Genomic DNA, 17,917 nt, shown 5'->3' on the forward strand with positions numbered 1-17,917 from the left:
GGTTCTGTCCGGATCCAGCCGGTGAAGCGCTTCCCTTGCGGGATCTTCGCGCGTGAGGGCCCGGTCTTCACGCGCTCTTGACGGCTAGGGGGAGGCGCGCGCCGCGTCGGCGTCAGGCCGTCAGCTCGGCCAGGCGCGTCAGGGCGTCGTGCGCCGCCTTCCGTTCCTCGTCGGTGAGCCGGAGCTGCGCGGCGCGGGTCAGGAGGCGGTCGGCCAGGGCGTCGTCGCCGAGGCGCTGGGCGATGTCGCCGCGCAGGATGAGCAAGCGCAGCTCCTGTTCGGGGGTGGGCTTCTCGTCCGTCAGGCCGAGGACCCGGTCGATGATCTTGGCGGCGCCGGGCAGGTCCTCCTTGGAGTCGGCGAACAGGTCGGCCATGTGCAGCGCCCGCGCGAAGGTCCCCTTGGGGGCGGGGCGGTGCGTCTGGTCCTCGCTGATCGGCTGCCCGACGCGAATGCCGTTGCCGCCGGGGTCGGTCATCAGGAACTGCCGCATGCCGTACGACATGTCCTTGAGCGGCCCGATGCGGGGCAGGCCGCGGCTGGGGATCTTTCCGTACGCGGCCTTGAGACCGGCGCGGAAGGCGGTGTGCAGTCGCTCGACGTCGTCGGTGACGACGTAGCAGCCGGAGTAGGACTCTTTGGGGTCGTACTCCTTCATGCCGAAGAACTGCAGCTCGATGGCGCCGCGTTCGACGACCGCGTACGGATAGGGGCTCTTCTGGAAGAAGGTCGTCTCGAAGCCCAGCGCGGTGTAGAAGTCGACGACGGGCTGGACCGTCCGGCACGGGAGGAGCGGGATCGTTTTCTCGGCCATCCCGGCAGCCTAGTCAAATTTGAGTAGGAGGATGGACCGGTGACTGTTATTCGGACAGGGCGTGGCCCGTCGTCGCGTCCACGTGGTCGGGGATCTCGTCGTGGCGGTCGCCGACGGTCGGGGTGCCGGTGGGCTCGAAGAGCAGGAGCCGGGCGCCCGTCGGGGCGGACGGCTTGTGTTCGATGCCGCGCGGGACCGTGAAGACCGAGCCCTGCGGGAGGGTGACCCTGCGCTCGCCCGCGGGCTCGCGCAGGTCGATGTGGAGTTCGCCGCCGAGGACGAGGAAGAACTCGTCGGTGTGGTCGTGGACGTGCCAGAGGTGTTCGCCCTGGACCTTGGTCAGGCGTACGTCGTAGTCGTTGACGGAGGTGGCGATGCGGGGGCTCCACAGGGCGTCGAAGGAGGCGAAGGCCTGGTCGAGGGCGATGGGTTCGCCCGGGGTGAAGATGCCGCCCGGGGCCTTGGGGGTGGACGGCTGGGCGAGGGTGGACGGCTGGGCGGCGGGGTGCGTTTCGGTGCTCATGCAGTGATCCTCCGCCGTGACGGGCGGCCCCCGCGAGTGCTAGAAATCGCATATGGCGCAAGAATCCTCTCAGGCGGCGGACCTCCGGCCGGGGTCGCCGGGGTCGGCCGCGGGCCGGCTCCACCGCGTCGTCGTCATCGTCGACGAGAACTCCAACCCCTTCGAACTCGGCTGCGCGACCGAGGTGTTCGGCCTGCGCAGGCCGGAACTGGGGCGCGAGCTGTACGAGTTCGCGCTCTGCTCCCCCGAGCCCGCCACCCTGATGCGGGACGGGTTCTTCACGCTCACCGGAGTCGCCGGGCTCGACGCGGCCGACGGGGCGGACACGGTGATCGTGCCCAACAGGCCCGACACCGACGTGCCCCGGCGGCCCGCCGTCCTGGACGCCGTCCGGCGGGCGCACGCGCGCGGCGCCCGTCTCGTGGGGTTCTGCAGCGGGGCCTTCACGCTCGCCGAGGCGGGGGGGCTCGACGGGCGCAGGGCGACCGCGCACTGGCAGTGGGCCGACACCTTCCGGGAGCGGTTTCCGGCCGTACGGCTCGAATCGGACGTGCTCTTCGTGGACGACGGCGACATCCTCACCGCGGCGGGCAGCTCGGCCGCGCTGGATCTCGGGCTGCACCTGGTGCGCCGCGATCACGGAGCGGAGATCGCCAACTCCGTGAGCAGGCGGCTCGTCTTCGCCGCCCATCGGGACGGCGGTCAGCGGCAGTTCGTGGAGCGCCCGGTGCCCGACGTGCCGGACGTCTCGCTGGCGCCCCTCCTGGCGTGGGCGCAGGAGCGCCTCGGCGAATCGTCGACGCCGGGGCCGGGCGGTACCGGTCCGGGCGGTACGGGACCGGGCGGGCCGGGACCAAGCGGCACCGGCCCGCTCACCGTGGCGGCGCTCGCCGCCCGCGCCGGGGTCAGCCCGGCGACCCTGCACCGCCGCTTCCGCGCCCAGCTCGGCACCACCCCGCTGGCCTGGCTCACCGGTGAGCGCGTGGCCCTGGCCTGCCGGCTCATCGAGCGCGGCGAGGAACGCCTCGACGTGGTCGCCCGGCGCAGCGGCCTCGGCACCGCCGCCAATCTCCGGGCCAGGCTGCGCCGGGAGACGGGGCTCAGTCCGTCCGACTACCGGCGCAGGTTCGGTCCCGGCGGGGAGCCACCGGCGGCTGGCCGGATCCCGGCTGCCACCGCGGCCCGCACCCCGTGAAGACTGGCCTCTCCCACGCACCGGGCGCCGGCGCCCCCCGCGCGCCCTCGCCACCGAGCAGAGGCGGAACGCCATGCCGAACGGAGCGCAGTCCCTGATCAACGGCCTCGTGGACGGCGGCGTCCGCGCGTGCTTCGCCAATCCCGGCACCTCCGAGCTGCACTTCGTGGCCGCGCTGGAGGAGGCCCCCGAACTGCGCCCGGTGCTCTGCCTCTTCGAGGGCGTGGCGACGGGCGCCGCCGACGGGTACGGGCGGATGGCCGGGCGCCCCGCGTGCACCCTGCTGCACCTGGGTCCCGGCCTCGCGGGCGGCCTGCCCAATCTGCACAACGCGCGCCGGGCCGGGACACCCCTGCTCAACGTCGTCGGCGACCACGCCCTCGGCCACAAGCGGCTGGACGCGCCCCTGGAGTCCGACATCGGGGCGCTCGCGGGCACGGTGTCGGCCTGGACGCGGCGCACGTATCACGCCACCGAACTCGCCGACGACGTCGCGCAGGCCCTCGCCGCGGCGACCGGGCCGCCCGGCGCGATCGCGACACTGATCGTGCCGGCCGACGTGTCCTGGTCCGACGCGGGGTCCGGGGCAGGGCCCGACGCAGGGCCCGGGGCGAGGTCCGAGGCAGCCGCACCCCCCGCGTCCCCCGCACCCGCCGCCCCGCGGCGCGGTCTCGTGTCGGTGGACGCGGTGACGGGCGCCGCCGACGCCCTGCGCTCGGGCGGCGGCGTCGCCCTGCTGATCGGCGGGGCGGCCGCGCGCGGGGCCGGGCTCGTGGCCGCGGGGCGGGTGGCGGCGGCCACGGGCGCGAAGCTGCTGTGCGAGACGTTCCCGGCCCGCCTGGAGCGCGGCGCGGGACGGCCCGTCGTGGAGCGGCTCGCCTACCTCGCGTCCGGCGCGCGGCGGCAACTGGCGGGCGTACGACACCTGGTGCTCGCCGGGGCCTCCTCGCCGGTCGCCTTCTTCGCCCACCCCGGGCAGGGCGGCGCGCTGGTCCCCGAGGGGTGCGCGGTGCATACGCTCGCGGCGGGCGCGGAGGACGTGACGGCGGCGCTCGAAGGGTTCGCCGAGGTGGTGGGGCCCGGCGCCTGCCCCGTACGGGAAGAGGCGGGGAGACCCGCGCCGCCCTCCGGGGAGCTGACCGCCGAGTCGGCCGCGGCCGTGCTCGGGGCGCTGCTCCCGGAGGGTGCCATCGTGGTGGACGAGGCCAACACCTCGGGCATCTGGCTGCCGGGGGCCACGGCCGGGTCGCCGCCGCACGACTGGCTGACGCTGACCGGCGGTTCGATGGGGCAGGGTCTTCCGCTCGCGGTGGGCGCGGCGGTGGCGTGTCCTGACCGGCCGGTGCTCGCGCTGGTGGGTGACGGTGCCGCGATGTACACGCCGCAGGCGCTGTGGACGCAGGCCAGGGAGGGCCTGGACGTCACGACGGTCGTCTTCGACAACCGCTCGTACGCGATTCTGGGCCTGGAGCTGGGTGCGGCGGGCGGGGCCGGGGCCCGTCGGCTCCTCGATCTTTCCGCCCCCGCCCTGGACTTCGTCTCACTGGCACGCGGCATGGGCGTCCCCGCGGAACGGGCCACCACTGCGCAGGAGTTCGCGGCGTCGCTGAAGCGGGGTCTGGCGGAGCCGGGGCCTTGGCTCATCGACTGTGTCGTGCCTCCGCTCGGCTGAGAGCCCTCGGTGGACGCGCGCTGTAGCGGCGCCCCGGGTGGGCGCGCGTCCTGGCCGCGCGCCCGAGGGGCTGCCTCACGGACTCACCCGGTCCTGTACGTGCCGCCACGGCGCGAACGCGCTCGCGCCGCGCGGCAGCAGGCCCGCGAGATCGGGGCAGTGGCGCAGCAGGACGGACTTCATGCCGCCCTTCTGGACCCAGTCGATGCCGAGCGGGGTGTAGATCTCGGGGCGGAAGTCGACGGTGAGGAAGCGGTCGCTCTGGAGGCGCCGGGTGGCCATCAGGACGAAGACGCGGAAGGCGGTGTCGCTGAAGCCGAAGCCGTGCGGCGGGTTCTCGGCGAACAGGCCCACGACGGTGTCGATCTCGTCGACCGAGCGGTAGACGTCCTTGAGGCGGGCGACGGTCTCGGGGTCCTGCGAGAGGTCTTCGAAGCGGCGGAGGCGCTGCTTGTGCAGGCCCTCGCGGAAGTCGTTGTAGCGGGGCACGCCGCGCCTGCGGGTGCGGACCAGGTCGACGACGGAGAGGTCGATGATCTCGCCGTCGCGCTCGAACTGCTGGAGCGCGCGCGGGAAGTTGTGGAGCGTGATCGCGCCGGGGTGGGCGATGCCGAAGGAGTAGAGCGTGTCGGCGAGGCCCGTCTTGCGGAGGGCGGCCTCGGCGGCGACGCCTTGGATGTCGCGGAAGCCGAGTGTCTCCAGGCGCTGTCCGAAGTGGTGCTCGCGCAGCTCGAAGTCGTCGGGGATCAGCGGGTGCATGCGGTAGACGGTGACGAACTCCTCCGTCAGGGAGTACGGCGCCGTGTGGTGGTCGGGCAGGGTGTGGGGGATGCCCGTCAGCGAGTGGGATTCCAGCAGCCACAGTCCGAGCTTCTGGAGCCAACTGCCGGGCGGGCCGTCCCAGTTGGTGTGCAAGCCGAGGTCGATGGCCTCGGTGGCGAGGACCGCCGGTGTCCACTCCACGGTGTGGATCTTGGCGATGAGGGCGGAGACGACGAGGCGGGCCGTGTGGTAGACGCTCTCCTGGCTCATCGAGGGGTAGGCGTGCCGCAGCGCGTCGCAGACCGCGTTGTGCTCGCGGGCGAAGAGGGTGTGCATGGCGCTGAGGCCCATCCACCAGCTCTCGGCGAAGCCGGTCAGCGGGACGCCGCCCGGGCCGAGCGGCAAGTGGCCTTCGTCCAGGCGGAGTTTGGCGCCGCCGTCCGGCTCGCGCAGGTACTTGGCGGTCTGCTCGTTCTCGCCGTACACCTCGGAGCCGTCCCACCAGTGGGAGGCGGCGTTGGCGAAGAGGATCGGCGGCCGCTCGCCGGGGAGTTCGATGCCTTCGTTCTCGGCGAAGCGCATCACGCGCTCCGGGGGCCCGCCGGGGGTGTTCTGCCAGGTGCCGCCGGGCGGCAGCGGCACCTCGACGCACTTGCCGCCCGGCTTGTGGCGGCGGTGGTTGACCCAGTCGTGGACCTGGAACTGGATCCAGGCGGCGGCGAGGACGTTCAGCGAGGTCGCGGGCAGGAACGTGTCGCGGTGGAGGAGTTGGCGGCTGACCGTGACCGGGTTCGGTACGTCGAAGAGGTCGGGCCGGTAGACCGGTTCGAGGTTGCGTCCGAAGGGCGTACCGACGGCCCCCATGGCGGGGCGGGAGAGGTCGTTGTACGACCCGTCGTACGAACGGGCGGTGCGCAGCCGCTCGTCGGGCGGGGCGGGCACGGGCATGGTTTTGGGCGGCGCCTCGTGCGTGTCGGTGTCGATGAGGTTGAGGCGGCGCAGCGCCTTGCGCAGGAAGACGAGGTTGAGCAGGCTCGCCGCCAACGGCAGCCTGTGCCAGGGCACATAGCGGTTCAGGAGCCGGAACGCGGCCTCGGCCGGGACGCCGAGCACCCTGTTGCGCAGCGGTTCCGCGGTGACGAAGCGCAGTCCGTGGCGGTGGGCCGCGCTCGCTTCGTACGCGGCCTTGCGGGCCCGGTTGAGATTGCCGAGGGGGCGGAACTCCTCGGTGGTGAACCACGGGTTGAAGCCGATGGTCTCGACGCGCCTGCCCGCGGCGCGCGCGCCGGCGGTGTCGAGGTCCTGGCTCGGCACGGTGAGCGTGGCGACGGGCAGCGCGGGCGCGACGGACTCCCGCCACTCGACGGAGCCGTCCTCGACGGGGGTGCGCCGCTCGTCGACGTACCGCTGGACGCACAGGTCGAAGGCGATGTCCTGGCGGGCGAGGCGGGTCTCCAGATCGCGGCGCAGGTACTGCGGGTCGTGGCGTCCCCGGGTGGCCTTGGCGGTGGGGCCGTGGCCGTGGGGGCGCAGCAGATAGCGGACCGGCCCGGCCTCGCACCAGAGGATGGCGCTGCGGCTCCAGTACGTCTCGGCCGCGAGGCTGGTGACCTCGCGGCGGGCGGCGGACCGGACGTTGCGGCGCATCCGGGCGGCCGTGGACGGTCCGACGGCGAGCGGGAGCTTGACGAAGAGCGCGACGGCCTTCCGTACGCGGGTCGTGGCGCCCGCCATCGCCTTGGCGAAGGCCACGAACTCGCGGGCGTCACGGGCGTGGGAGACCGGGTGGTTGGTGGCGAGCAGATCGTGGCTCTCCTCGGCGGAGACGGCCACGCGTACGGCGATGCCCCGCAGGTCGGGGGCCCCGTCGGCCTGTCGTATGCCGCTCGCGTGGGAGAACCGCACGGTCGCCGGATAGGAGGCGCCGGGCTGTGCGAAGCCGCCGCGTAACGCGTCGGGAAGGTCGTCGTGGAAGCGGAGCCGGGCGTTCTCCACGCCGAGGGCGGCCTTGGCGTGCAGGGCGCGTTCGAGGTCGGCGGCGCGGCTCGCCCGGCGGTTCTTCTCCTGGACCCGCATCAGCCCGGCGGCCAGGCGTTCGCAGATCCGGCGTTCCGCTTCGGGGCTGCCGCCCATATAGCGCTCGTAACTCTGCTGCGGCTGCTGGTGCTGTCCGGTGTCGGCCATCGGGCGCCTCTTCCATCGCACGGCGTACGGGACTGCGTGAGGGACAGGGAGCAGGCAGACGCTACTGGCGGCACCGGTCGGCCGCAGCGAGGGTTCCCGCCTATGTGCGCGGCCGCCCCTGGGGCTCGAACAGGCGGTCGGGGCTGGGCGTTTGGGCCCGTCGTGGCCTTCCGGCGCGGGTCGGCGGGCGGCCGCGGCCCGCCCGAACACACCCCGTGTGAACCTCCGCTTCCCAGCAGTCCCACGCGCACGGGCGCGCGGGTGGCCGGGTCCCGACGGGCGTACGCACACGGGGTGCGCGCCGGGTGTCGGGGCGCGGGCGGGGGTTCAAAGGCAGGCTCGGCAGGCTCTCAGTCGATGAACGTGCCGTCGACGTAGACCCACGCCCCGTCCAGCCGTTCGAAGCGGCTCCGCTCGTGCAGCGACTCGGGGCGGCCCCCGTCGGTGTACCGGGCCCGGAAGGTCACCGTGCCCGTGGTGTGGAAGGCGGTGCCCTCGGTGGTCTCCTCGATCTCCAGGCCCACCCAGCGCAGCGCCGGGTCGAACTCCACGCGGGGCGGCCGGGTCCCGGGGTGCCAGGTGCGCAGCAGATACGGCTCGTCCCGCACCGCGAAGGCGCTGTAGCGCGAGCGCATCAGCTCCTCGGGGGTGGTGGCGGTCGCCTCGCCCCTGTGCAGTCGGCCGCAGCACTTCTCGTACGGCTCGGGGTGGCCGCAGGGGCAGGTCGTGGGGCGTGGTGCGGGGCGTGGCGTGGCGCGTCGGGACATGGCGTCCATTGTCGCCGACCCCGCCGGGCGCCCGGTGTCAGGGCGCCAGGATGTCCAGCTCCTCCAGGGCGCCCAGGGCGATCTGCCGCGTCAGCGCCTCCGCGCGGGCCGCGTCGCCCTCCCGGACGGCCTCGGCGACCTGGACGTGCAGGGAGACGGCGGGCGGGTCGGGGTCCTCGAACATCACCTGGTGGGCGGTGCGCCCGGTCAGGACCTCGGCGACGACATCGCCGAGCCGGGCGAACATCTCGTTGCCGGAGGCGTTGAGGATGGCCCGGTGGAAGGCGACGTCGTACTTCAGATAGCCCTCCAGCTGGTGGCCGCGCGAGTGGGCGACCATGCCGAGCGCGCACTCGGTCAGCTCCGCGCACTGGGCGGCCGTGGCGTGCCGGGCGGCGAGGCCCGCGGCGACCGGCTCGACCGCGGAGCGCAGCACGGTGAGGGAGCGCAGCTGGCGCGCCCGGTCGGCGCCGGCGAGACGCCACCGGATGACCTGCGGGTCGTAGACGTTCCACTCCTCGGTGGGCAGTACGGTCACGCCCACCCGGCGCCGGGAGGAGACGAGGTGCATGGACTCCAGGACCCGGACCGCTTCCCGCATCACCGAGCGGGACACCTCGAAGCGCTTGGCCAGCTCGTCCGTGCGCAGAACGCTGCCCGGCGGGTACTCGCCCGCCGTGATGGCGGGCCCGAGGCTTTCCAGTACGCGGGAGTGGAGCCCTCGGGTCTGTGCGGTCATGACGGAAGCCTACGAGGAGAGGGCCGTGAACAATAAGTCAGACTTTTATGTCACAGGGTCTTGAATTCGTCATACCTAATGGGTTTCAGTGACGTGAACGAAAACCGGCCACCACCCGGCCGACCGATGTCGGTGGTGCCGGTGATGTCGAGAATGTCGATGAAGACAGCGAGGCACGCAGCGATGAACACCCCCCACGTCGTCGTGATCATGGGTGTGGCAGGGACCGGCAAGACCACGATCGGGCCCCTGCTCGCGGACCGGCTCGGCGTCCCGTACGCCGAGGGCGACGACTTCCACCCGCCGGAGAACGTCCGGAAGATGTCCTCCGGCACGCCGCTCACCGACGACGACCGCTGGCCCTGGCTCGATGCCATCGGGGCCTGGGCGCACGGGCGTGCGGGGCGCGGCGGGGTGGTCAGCAGTTCGGCGCTCAAGCGTGCCTACCGGGACCGGCTGCGTTCGGTGGCCCCCGAGGTCGTCTTCGTCCACCTCACCGGCGACCGGAAGCTCATCGAGGACCGGATGAGGCAGCGCAAGGGGCACTTCATGCCTACGGCGCTGTTGGATTCGCAGTTCGCCACGCTTCAGCCTCTTGGGGTGGATGAGGCGGGCGTTTGTGTTGATGTTGCCGGGTCTCCCGAGGAGATCGCTGCCAGGGCTGTGGATGCCCTGGGGCGGCTCGGCTGAGCTTTCTCTGCGGACCGCATGTGGCTGGTCGCGCCCACGCGGCGGAGCCGCATATGTCACTGCCCCGCGCCCCTTTGGGGCGCGTCTCGCACCCTCGTACAAGGAAACCCACCGTGACTCATCTCAGCGTCGAGATGCTGGCAGCGGGGTCCGTCGAACCGATCACCTCGGCGGGCCATGCCCAGCTGGGGATCGCCGTCCTCGCGGGCATCGCCGTCATCGTCCTGCTCATCACCAAGTTCAAGCTGCACGCCTTTCTCGCGCTGACCATCGGGTCGCTCGCGCTCGGCGCCTTCTCGGGCGCCCCGCTCGACAAGGCCATCGCCAGCTTCACGACCGGCCTCGGCTCGACCGTCGCGGGCGTGGGCGTGCTCATCGCGCTCGGCGCGATCCTCGGGAAGCTGCTCGCCGACTCCGGTGGCGCCGACCAGATCGTCGACACGATCCTCGCCAAGGCGGGCGGGCGCGCGATGCCGTGGGCGATGGTCCTCATCGCCTCCGTGATCGGTCTGCCGCTCTTCTTCGAGGTCGGCATCGTGCTGCTGATCCCGGTGGTCCTGATGGTCGCCAAGCGCGGCAACTACTCGCTGATGCGCATCGGCATCCCGGCCCTGGCCGGTCTCTCCGTGATGCACGGGCTCATCCCGCCGCACCCCGGCCCGCTCGTCGCCATCGACGCGGTGAAGGCCAACCTCGGTGTCACGCTGGCCCTCGGCGTACTCGTCGCCATCCCGACGGTGATCATCGCGGGGCCGCTCTTCTCGAAGGTCGCGGCGCGCTGGGTGGACGTACCGGCCCCCGAGAAGATGATTCCGCAGCGCCCCTCGGAGGAGCTGGAGAAGCGTCCCGGCTTCGGCGCCACGGTGGCGACCGTGCTGCTGCCCGTCGTGCTGATGCTGGCCAAGGCGCTGGTGGACATCGTGGTCGACGACCCCGAGGCCACCGTGCAGCGGGTCTTCGACGTCATCGGGTCGCCGCTGGTGGCGCTGCTCGCCGCGGTGATCGTGGGCATGTTCACGCTGGGCCGGGCGGCCGGCTTCACCAAGGACCGCCTCTCCGTGACCGTCGAGAAGTCGCTCGCCCCGATCGCGGGCGTGCTGATGATCGTGGGCGCGGGCGGCGGCTTCAAGCAGACGCTCATCGATGTCGGCGTGGGCCAGATGATCCTGGACTTCTCCAAGGACTGGTCGATCCCGGCGTTGCTGCTGGCCTGGCTGATCGCGGTGGCCATCCGGCTCGCGACGGGCTCGGCGACGGTCGCGACGATCTCGGCGGCGGGGCTCGTGGCGCCGCTGGCGGCGGACATGTCGACCTCGCACACCGCGCTGCTCGTGTTGGCCATCGGTGCGGGCTCGCTGTTCTTCTCGCATGTCAATGATGCGGGGTTCTGGCTGGTCAAGGAGTACTTCGGACTGGACGTCGGGCAGACGATCAAGACGTGGTCCGTTATGGAGACGATCATCTCCGTGGTGGCGGGGGCGCTTGTTCTGCTGCTGTCCTTGGTTATCTAGCGCGCCGTCTCGCGGGGCTCCGCCCCGGACCCCGCTCCTCAAACGCCGGAGGGGCTGAATTTCAGCCCGTCCGGCGTTTGAGGACGAACTCGGCGAAGCCGGTGATCAGACCGAGCTGAAAATGACGTTACGCCCCCGGCGATGCTGACGCCTTCTCCAGTTGGAACGCCTCGTTGCCGAGGCCGATACGCGCGTGCGCCTCGGGGTTCCTCGCGCGCAGGATCGCCCCGTGGACCACTCCGATGACCGCCGCCAGGAAGATGATTCCGGGCAGCGCCCAGCTCAGCGCCGAGTCGGGGCCCGCGCCGACCAGGACGTCGAAGTCCTTCACGGTGTAGCCCGCGATGACGAGGAGCCCCACCGCGGCGAGCGCGGACGCGGTGATCCGCCAGGCCTGGGCGCGCGCCGCGCCGCGGCGGGCGAAGAAGACGATGACGGCGATGGACGCGGTGGCCATCAGCAGGATCACGCCGAGCGCGCCGATGTTGCCGCCCCAGGTGAACAGGTGCAGCACGGGAGCGGTCGGGTCGCCCGCCTTTCCGTCGTCGGCGGCGGCGAAGCCCACGACGACCACGACCGAGACGACGGTCTGGAGCAGCGAGCCGGTGCCGGGCGCGCCGGTCGAGGTGTTGGTGCGGCCGAACGCGGCGGGCAGCAGCCTCTCGCGGCCCATCGCGAAGGCGTACCGCGCGACCACGTTGTGGAAGCTGAGGATCGCCGCGAACATGCCGGTCACGAAGAGGACGTGGAGTACGTCGGTGAACGTGCCGCCGAGCCGGGACTCGGTGAGGCCGAAGAGCAGGCCCGCGCTCTGCTCCCGCGCGGCGGGGACGATTGCCGAGGGCCCCGCCGCGACCGTCAGCGCCCAGGAGCTGAGCGCGAAGAAGACGGCGACGAAGCCGACGGCGAAGAACATCACGCGGGCCACGACGACCTGCGGACGGCTGGTCTCCTCGGCGTAGACGGGGGCCTGCTCGAAGCCGGTGAAGGCCGCGATGCAGAAGCACAGGGAGGTGGCGACGCCCGCGCCGGAGAGCGTGTCGAGGTGGAACGCCTCCAGGGACAGGCCCTCCTTCGCCGGGTCGGCGATGGCCGCGATGTCGAAGATGACGACGAGCGCCACCTCGATGAGGAGCAGCACGCCGAGGACGCGCGCGTTCAGGTCGATCTTCAGCCAGGCGAGGACGGCGACGAGGGCGACGGTGGCCAGCGCCGGGATCCACCAGGCGACCTCGACGTCGGCGTACGTGCGGAGCAGCCCGGACACCTCGAAGCCGAGCAGGCCGTACAGGCCCGCCTGGAGGGCGCTGTAGGCGACGAGCGCGACCACCGAGGCGCCGGCGCCCGCGGTGCCGCCGAGGCCGCGGGATATGTACGCGTAGAACGCCCCGGCGTTGTGCACGTGCCGGCTCATCTCCGCGTACCCGAGGCTGAAGAGCGCGAGGACGACGCCGAGGATGAGGAAGAGCAGGGGCTGGCCGACGATGCCCATCACGCCGTAGGTGGTGGGCATGACACCGGCGACGACCATCAGCGGGCCGGTCGCCGCGAGCACGGAGAGCAGCAGGCCCGCCGTCCCGAGCCGGCCCGCGCGCAGCGCGCGTTCCTGCCCCTTGTACGTGCTGATCCCGCTGTCACCCGTCGGTTCGCTGAGGGATCTGGTGCCGCTCGTGCTCGAACTGCCCGTCGCCATGGCGCGGTTGTCCTTTCGGGGGTAACGGATCTCAAGGGATAGGGGTACGCGGGGCGGGTCCTCGCATGCTCAGGCCGAGCCGAGCGCGGTGGCGCGCGCGGCGGTGAACGCCCGGTAAGGGTCCCGGTCCGGGTACGACCAGGGGGCCGGGGTGGCGTGGCGGCCGATGCGGTGGAAGAGCACGGCGGCCTCCGCCGCCCTGCCCTCGCAGCACTTGGCGTGGGCGAGGAAGTTGAGGTCGACGTGGCAGCGCGGGTGGGACGGCCCGTCGGGCGTCTCCCACTCCAGCCACCAGTCGAAGGCGGCCTTCATGACACCGCGGGCCCTGCGCCCGGTCCAGTGCCCGGAGGCCATCGGGTCGGGCGGCTCCATGCCCGCGGTGGCGAGGACGCGGTAGCGCTCGGCGTGCGCGACGACGGGCAGCACCGCCAACGGCGAGTCGGCGGGGGCCTGTTCGGCCGCCCAGGCGGCGAAGTCGTACACCTCGTGCAGGGGGTCCTGGCCCGCGCCGGGGCGGCGCTCGGCGAGCCTCGCGACCATCAGGTGGTGGGCGTGGTGGTGCTCGGGGTGGCGGTGGCGGACCTCGTCGAAGAGGCGTACGACGTCCTCCTCGCGGCCCAGCGACCGTTCAAGCAGGAGCAGGGCGAGCCAGGGCGTCGGGTCGGCGGGGACGCGGGTGGCCGCCTCGCGGCACAGGGCGCGCACCGTGTCCGAACGCTCCTTGCCGCGCAGCGCCTTGTGGACGGCGGTGAAGGCGAGCAGCACCTCGGCGTCGTAGCTCTCGGGCTCCACGAGCCGCCAGTCGCGGGCCCACGCGGCGGCGGTGGGCTCCTGTCCGAGGACGTCGAAGCGGTGCCCCCTGCGGTCCCAGTCGTCGCCGGTGGCGGCGAGCAGCGCGCGGACCTCGATCCAGCGCCCCTGCGCCAACGCGGCCCGGGCTGCGACGAGTTCGGCGTCGTCGAGCGCGGGGTCGAAAGCGTGCGCCGCGGCCCTCTTGCGGGAACGGCCCAGTGGGGGTGGGGGTGGTGACACCGCGGGACTTCCTCCCCGGCGCGGCTTGCGTACGGATGATCACGCACAGCAAACCGGTAGGCACCAGTCCACGTCAAGGGCAGCCTAACCTTCTCCCTTCACCAACTCGTTTCAAGATCTGCTGACTTCGCCCTTCACCTGGGAGAACCCCGCTTGGCAAAGAGCTGCTCAACTCGCCGTGCGGCCGCTCAACCCGCCGTGCGGCCCCTCAACTCACCTCGCGGGCCGCCGCCCGGCCCGCGGCCCGCCCGGAGAAGAGGCAGCCGCCGAGGAAGGTGCCTTCGAGCGAGCGGTAGCCGTGCACTCCCCCGCCGCCGAAACCGGCGGCCTCCCCGGCCGCGTACACACCGGCGAGAGGTTCGCCGCCCTCGGTCAGGACGCGCGAGGAGAGGTCGGTCTCCAGGCCGCCGAGTGTCTTGCGGGTGAGGATGTTGAGGCGCACGGCGATCAGCGGGCCCGCCTTGGGGTCGAGGACGCGGTGCGGGGCGGCGGCCCTGATGAGACGGTCGCCGACGAACTTGCGGGCGCCGCGGATGGCGGTGACCTGGAGGTCCTTGGTGAAGGGGTTGGTGATCTCGCGGTCGCGCGCCACGAGGGTGCGGCGCAGCGCGGCCTCGTCGATCAGGGGCTCCTTGGTGAGCGCGTTCATGCCGCGCACCAGCGCGCCGAGGTCCCTCTCCACCACGAAGTCGACGCCGTGGTCCATGAACGCCTTGACCGGGCCCGGCACTTCGGAGCGCGCCCGGTCGATGACGCCGCGCACCGACTTGCCGGTCAGGTCGGGGTTCTGCTCGGAGCCGCTGAGCGTGAACTCCTTGCCGATGATGCGCTGGTTGAGCACGAACCAGGTGTGGTCGTAGCCGGTGCCCATGATGTGGTGCAGCGTGCCGAGGGTGTCGAAGCCGGGGAAGAGCGGCACGGGCAGGCGTTCGCCGCGCGCGTCCAGCCACAGGGACGAGGGGCCCGGCAAGATACGGATGCCGTGCCGCTCCCAGATGGGGTTCCAGTTCTGGATGCCCTCGGTGTAGTGCCACATGCGGTCGCGGTTGATGAGACGCGCCCCGGCACTCTCGGCGATGCCGAGCATCTTGCCGTCCACATGCGCGGGCACCCCGGAGATCATCTTCTCGGGCGGGGTGCCGAGCCGCTCCGGCCAGTTGGCGCGGACCAGGTCGTGGTTGCCGCCGATGCCGCCCGAGGTCACGATCACGGCCTGGGCCCGGAACTCGAAGGTCCCCGCCACCTCGCGGCTGCTGGCCTTGCCGCGCTCGACGCCGGAGGGTTCGAGGACCTCGCCGCTGACGGTGTCGACGGCGCCCGCGCTGCGCGTGAGCCCGGTGACGCGGTGGCGGAACCTGAGCTGGACGAGGCCGCGCGCGACCCCGGCCCGCACCCGGCGCACGAACGGCGCGAGCAGCCCCGGGCCCGTCCCCCAGGTGATGTGGAAGCGCGGCACCGAGTTGCCGTGGCCCTGCGCGTCGTAGCCGCCGCGCTCCGCCCAGCCGACGACCGGGAAGAAGCGCACGCCCTGCCCGTGCAGCCAGGACCGCTTCTCACCGGCCGCGAAGTCGACGTACGCCTCTGCCCACTTGCGCGGCCAGTGGTCCTCGGGGCGGTCGAACGCGGCGGTGCCCATCCAGTCCTGGAGGGCCAGCGCGTGGGAGTCCTTGATGCGCAGGCGCCGTTGCTCGGGCGAGTCCACGAAGAAGAGGCCGCCGAAGGACCAGTGCGCCTGACCGCCGATGGACTGCTCGGGCTCCTGGTCGACGAGGATGACCCGGCGGCCCGCGTCGACGAGTTCCGCGGTCGCCGCGAGTCCGGCGAGCCCCGCCCCGATCACGATCACATCTGCGTCGTACGCCATAGGGTCGTCCTCCTCGACAGGGGCCCGTGAAGTTACCGGTGGGTCAGATCCTGGGCAGCGGAATGCCCCACGTCAACCGGTGGAGGGGCGGAGATTGCCCCGGGAGCACCCACCCCGCGCCCGCCCAGCACCCACCCTGGCAGGACGCGCGGGAGGCCGTGCGGTTGGATGGCCGGCATGACGGCACACACCCGCCCCCTGCCCGACCCCCGCGAAGAGATCCTGACCATCGTCGACGAGCACGACGAGGTGATCGGCGAGGCCCCGCGCGGTGAGGCGTACGCGCGCGGTCTGCGCCACCGCTGTGTGTTCATCCAGGCGCGGGACGCCGAGGGCCGCGTCTTCGTGCACCGCCGCACCGCGACCAAGCTGGTCTTCCCCTCGCTGTACGACATGTTCGTCGGCGGTGTGGTCGGGGCGGGCGAGGCCTGCGACGACGCGGCGTTGCGCGAGGCGTGCGAGGAGCTGGGGGTCGACGAGCTCCCCCGTCCGACCCCGCTGTTCAAGTTCCTCTACGACGACGGCGCGGGGCGCACCTGGTGGGCGTACCTCTACGAAGTCCGCTGCGAGCTGCCGGTGAACCCGCAGGTCGAGGAGGTCGCCTGGCACACCTTCCTCACCGACGAGGAGCTGGAGCGGCGGCTCGACGAGTGGGAGTGGGTGCCGGACGGGCTCGACGCCTACCACCGCCTGAAGGCCTTCCGCACCAGCTGATCGGCACGGCTTATGGTGCGGCCGTGAGCAATTTCGTACAGAGCCTGAGGCTGTGGTTCGCGCCCGAACGCATCCGCGAGGAGGGCGACACCCCCGACTACCGCTTCTCGCTCGCCAACGAACGCACCTTCCTGGCCTGGCTGCGCACCGCGCTCGCGCTGATCGGCGGCGGCTTCGCCGTGGACCAGTTCCTGCCGGACCTGCGCTGGGGCTGGCGGATCGGGCTCGCGCTCGCGCTGCTCGCCGCGGGTGTGCTGTGCTCGCTGCGGGCGGTCAACCACTGGGTGCGCTGCGAGCGGGCCATGCGGCGCGGCGAGGACCTGCCGGTGGGCCGCTTCCCGACGGTGCTGAGCCTGGTGGTCGCCGTGGTGGCGCTCGCCATGGTGGTGGTCGTGCTCTTCGGGTGGGAGGGGTGACGGACCGGGCGGCGGAGCAGCTCCGCGACCCCGGACTCCAGCCGGAGCGGACACGGCTCGCGTGGCGGCGTACGACGCTGTCCTGCACGGTCGCCGCCCTCCTCGCCGCCCGCGCGGTGCTGCACGAGGGGGCCACCGCGTCCGGCGTGCTGGTCTGCGCCCTGTGTCTGCTGCTCTGGCTCGGCTTCCTGGTGGTCGCGCACCGCAGGATGGCCGCGCTGACCGCCCGCAGGCCCCGGACGCTCACCGTGCGGGGCGCGTGGACGGCGGCCGTGTGCACGCTGGCGCTGGCCGTGTGCGCGGCGGCGATGGTGGTCTGAGGGGTGCGGCGAGGGCGAGGGCGCCGGGTCAGTCCGGCCAGTCCACCGTGACGACGACCTTGCCGCGCGTACGCCCCTCCGCGCTCTTCCGGTGCGCGTCGGCGGCCCGCTCCAGCGGGAACGTCTCCTCGACGTGGATCGTCACCACGTCCTGCTCCACCAGCTCGGTCAGCCGCCCCAGATCGGCGGCGTCGGGCCGTACGAAGCAGTAGTGGCCGCCCATGCCGGTCACCCCGCTGTCCGCGATGGACGCCAGCCGGCCGCCCTGCGCGAGGAGTTCGACGGACGCCTTGAGCGCGTCGCCGCCGACGGTGTCGAAGGCCGCGTCGACGCCCTCGGGGGCGAGGCCGCGGACCCGGTCGACGAGGCCCTCCCCATACGTCACCGGCTCGGCGCCCAGCTCCCGCAGGAAGTCGTGGTTGCGCTCGCTGGCCGTGCCGATGACGCGGGCGCCCGCGTGCCGGGCGAGCTGCACGGCGAGGGAGCCCACCCCGCCGGCCGCCGCGTGCACGAGGACCACGTCGCCGTCCTTGACCTCCAGCGCCTTGGTGAGCACCTGGTAGGCGGTGAGCCCGGCGAGGGGCAGGCCCGCGGCCTCCTCGAAGGTGAGGTTGCGCGGCTTGCGGGTGAGGGTGCGCACCGGCGCGGCGACGTACTCGGCGAAGGTGCCGCGCGAGAGGAAGTCCTCGCGTACGTATCCGATGACCTCGTCGCCGACGGAGAACTCCGTGACGGAGGGGCCCGGCTGGACCACCACTCCGGCGACGTCCCAGCCCGGGATCACCGGGAAGACCGCGTCGAGGGCGCCGTCGAGATAGCCCTCGCGGCACTTCCAGTCGACGGGGTTGACGGCGGCGGCCCGCACCTTCACCAGGACGGAGTCGGGGCCGACCTTGGGGTCGCGCACCTCGCCGTATTCGAGGACCTCGGGTCCGCCGTAGCGGCGGTAGCTGATCGCCTTCACACCGACCAGGCTCACATAGCGGAATAAATGGGGCATCGGGGGCTAGCCTGAGAGGGT

At 72.6% G+C, this 17,917-nt stretch carries 16 protein-coding genes; 7 read left to right on the plus strand and 9 right to left on the minus strand.

Annotated features, from left to right (window positions below):
• Nucleotides 1-112: 112 nt before the first annotated feature.
• Both DMA15_RS06845 and DMA15_RS06850 read right to left on the minus strand, forming a co-directional pair.
• Nucleotides 113-814, minus strand: a complete 702-nt coding sequence (locus DMA15_RS06845; RefSeq protein WP_125511757.1) for a VOC family protein — start codon at nucleotides 812-814, stop codon at nucleotides 113-115.
• Nucleotides 815-860: 46 nt separating this feature from the next.
• A complete protein-coding gene (locus DMA15_RS06850; protein ID WP_125511758.1) occupies nucleotides 861-1,337 on the minus strand; it encodes a cupin domain-containing protein in 477 nt (158 codons plus the stop codon).
• A gap of 52 nt (nucleotides 1,338-1,389) precedes the next feature.
• Between DMA15_RS06850 and DMA15_RS06855 the strand changes: the two genes are divergently transcribed.
• On the plus strand, nucleotides 1,390-2,532 hold the full coding sequence (locus DMA15_RS06855; RefSeq protein WP_125511759.1) for a helix-turn-helix domain-containing protein: 1,143 nt from the start codon (nucleotides 1,390-1,392) through the stop codon (nucleotides 2,530-2,532).
• Between the two features lie 73 nt (nucleotides 2,533-2,605).
• On the plus strand, nucleotides 2,606-4,204 hold the full coding sequence (locus tag DMA15_RS06860) for an acetolactate synthase large subunit (protein ID WP_125511760.1): 1,599 nt from the start codon (nucleotides 2,606-2,608) through the stop codon (nucleotides 4,202-4,204).
• Nucleotides 4,205-4,279: 75 nt separating this feature from the next.
• On the opposite strand, the gene DMA15_RS06865 is transcribed toward DMA15_RS06860, so the two are convergent.
• The 3 genes from DMA15_RS06865 to DMA15_RS06875 all read right to left on the minus strand — a co-directional run bounded on the left by DMA15_RS06865 (nucleotide 4,280) and on the right by DMA15_RS06875 (nucleotide 8,656).
• Entirely contained in the window at nucleotides 4,280-7,150 is a 2,871-nt protein-coding gene (locus DMA15_RS06865; protein WP_125511761.1) for a peroxidase family protein, read from the minus strand.
• A gap of 350 nt (nucleotides 7,151-7,500) precedes the next feature.
• Nucleotides 7,501-7,917, minus strand: a complete 417-nt coding sequence (locus DMA15_RS06870; RefSeq protein WP_125511762.1) for a YchJ family protein — start codon at nucleotides 7,915-7,917, stop codon at nucleotides 7,501-7,503.
• A gap of 37 nt (nucleotides 7,918-7,954) precedes the next feature.
• On the minus strand, nucleotides 7,955-8,656 hold the full coding sequence (locus DMA15_RS06875) for a FadR/GntR family transcriptional regulator (RefSeq protein ID WP_125511763.1): 702 nt from the start codon (nucleotides 8,654-8,656) through the stop codon (nucleotides 7,955-7,957).
• Nucleotides 8,657-8,839: 183 nt separating this feature from the next.
• Here DMA15_RS06875 and DMA15_RS06880 point away from each other — a divergent pair, with 183 nt between their 5' ends.
• On the plus strand, nucleotides 8,840-9,346 hold the full coding sequence (locus DMA15_RS06880) for a gluconokinase (protein WP_125511764.1): 507 nt from the start codon (nucleotides 8,840-8,842) through the stop codon (nucleotides 9,344-9,346).
• A 113-nt stretch (nucleotides 9,347-9,459) separates the two neighbouring features.
• Nucleotides 9,460-10,857 carry a gluconate:H+ symporter gene (locus tag DMA15_RS06885; RefSeq protein WP_125511765.1) on the plus strand — a complete coding sequence of 466 codons (1,398 nt, stop codon included), beginning with the start codon at nucleotides 9,460-9,462 and terminating at the stop codon, nucleotides 10,855-10,857.
• Nucleotides 10,858-10,984: 127 nt separating this feature from the next.
• Here DMA15_RS06885 and DMA15_RS06890 read toward each other — a convergent pair whose 3' ends face one another.
• From DMA15_RS06890 to DMA15_RS06900, 3 genes are all read right to left on the minus strand, one after another.
• Nucleotides 10,985-12,550 (minus strand): APC family permease, encoded by a 1,566-nt coding sequence (locus tag DMA15_RS06890; protein WP_125511766.1) that lies wholly within the window; start codon nucleotides 12,548-12,550, stop codon nucleotides 10,985-10,987.
• Nucleotides 12,551-12,619: 69 nt separating this feature from the next.
• Nucleotides 12,620-13,582, minus strand: a complete 963-nt coding sequence (locus DMA15_RS06895; protein ID WP_125511767.1) for a hypothetical protein — start codon at nucleotides 13,580-13,582, stop codon at nucleotides 12,620-12,622.
• A gap of 208 nt (nucleotides 13,583-13,790) precedes the next feature.
• Complete coding sequence (locus DMA15_RS06900) at nucleotides 13,791-15,446, minus strand: FAD-binding dehydrogenase (protein WP_125511768.1); 1,656 nt, start codon at nucleotides 15,444-15,446, stop codon at nucleotides 13,791-13,793.
• Nucleotides 15,447-15,623: 177 nt separating this feature from the next.
• Between DMA15_RS06900 and DMA15_RS06905 the strand changes: the two genes are divergently transcribed.
• The 3 genes from DMA15_RS06905 to DMA15_RS06915 are packed head-to-tail and all read left to right on the plus strand — an operon-like array spanning nucleotide 15,624 to nucleotide 16,896.
• Nucleotides 15,624-16,160: an NUDIX domain-containing protein gene (locus tag DMA15_RS06905; protein ID WP_240659697.1), complete on the plus strand. Its 537-nt coding sequence runs from the start codon at nucleotides 15,624-15,626 to the stop codon at nucleotides 16,158-16,160.
• A gap of 23 nt (nucleotides 16,161-16,183) precedes the next feature.
• Entirely contained in the window at nucleotides 16,184-16,576 is a 393-nt protein-coding gene (locus DMA15_RS06910) for a DUF202 domain-containing protein (protein WP_125511770.1), read from the plus strand.
• Complete coding sequence (locus tag DMA15_RS06915; protein WP_125511771.1) at nucleotides 16,564-16,896, plus strand: DUF202 domain-containing protein; 333 nt, start codon at nucleotides 16,564-16,566, stop codon at nucleotides 16,894-16,896. Before DMA15_RS06910 ends, DMA15_RS06915 begins: the two co-directional genes overlap by 13 nt.
• A 28-nt stretch (nucleotides 16,897-16,924) precedes the next feature.
• On the opposite strand, the gene DMA15_RS06920 is transcribed toward DMA15_RS06915, so the two are convergent.
• Nucleotides 16,925-17,860, minus strand: coding sequence for an NADP-dependent oxidoreductase (locus DMA15_RS06920; RefSeq protein ID WP_125517368.1), 936 nt, complete (start codon nucleotides 17,858-17,860; stop codon nucleotides 16,925-16,927).
• Between the last annotated feature and the right edge of the window lie 57 nt (nucleotides 17,861-17,917).

The organism is Streptomyces sp. WAC 01529 (assembly GCF_003945545.1).
Lineage (GTDB): Bacteria > Actinomycetota > Actinomycetes > Streptomycetales > Streptomycetaceae > Streptomyces > Streptomyces anatolicus.

What these genes read in the sequence shown, in the direction of transcription:
- DMA15_RS06905 (WP_240659697.1), top strand. Translation starts at nt 15,624, where the DNA reads ATGACGGCACACACCCGCCCCCTGCCCGACCCCCGCGAAGAGATCCTG.
- DMA15_RS06865 (WP_125511761.1), bottom strand. Translation starts at nt 7,150, where the DNA reads ATGGCCGACACCGGACAGCACCAGCAGCCGCAGCAGAGTTACGAGCGC.
- DMA15_RS06860 (WP_125511760.1), top strand. Translation starts at nt 2,606, where the DNA reads ATGCCGAACGGAGCGCAGTCCCTGATCAACGGCCTCGTGGACGGCGGC.
- DMA15_RS06845 (WP_125511757.1), bottom strand. Translation starts at nt 814, where the DNA reads ATGGCCGAGAAAACGATCCCGCTCCTCCCGTGCCGGACGGTCCAGCCC.
- DMA15_RS06880 (WP_125511764.1), top strand. Translation starts at nt 8,840, where the DNA reads ATGAACACCCCCCACGTCGTCGTGATCATGGGTGTGGCAGGGACCGGC.
- DMA15_RS06870 (WP_125511762.1), bottom strand. Translation starts at nt 7,917, where the DNA reads ATGTCCCGACGCGCCACGCCACGCCCCGCACCACGCCCCACGACCTGC.
- DMA15_RS06850 (WP_125511758.1), bottom strand. Translation starts at nt 1,337, where the DNA reads ATGAGCACCGAAACGCACCCCGCCGCCCAGCCGTCCACCCTCGCCCAG.
- DMA15_RS06875 (WP_125511763.1), bottom strand. Translation starts at nt 8,656, where the DNA reads ATGACCGCACAGACCCGAGGGCTCCACTCCCGCGTACTGGAAAGCCTC.
- DMA15_RS06890 (WP_125511766.1), bottom strand. Translation starts at nt 12,550, where the DNA reads ATGGCGACGGGCAGTTCGAGCACGAGCGGCACCAGATCCCTCAGCGAA.
- DMA15_RS06855 (WP_125511759.1), top strand. Translation starts at nt 1,390, where the DNA reads ATGGCGCAAGAATCCTCTCAGGCGGCGGACCTCCGGCCGGGGTCGCCG.
- DMA15_RS06900 (WP_125511768.1), bottom strand. Translation starts at nt 15,446, where the DNA reads ATGGCGTACGACGCAGATGTGATCGTGATCGGGGCGGGGCTCGCCGGA.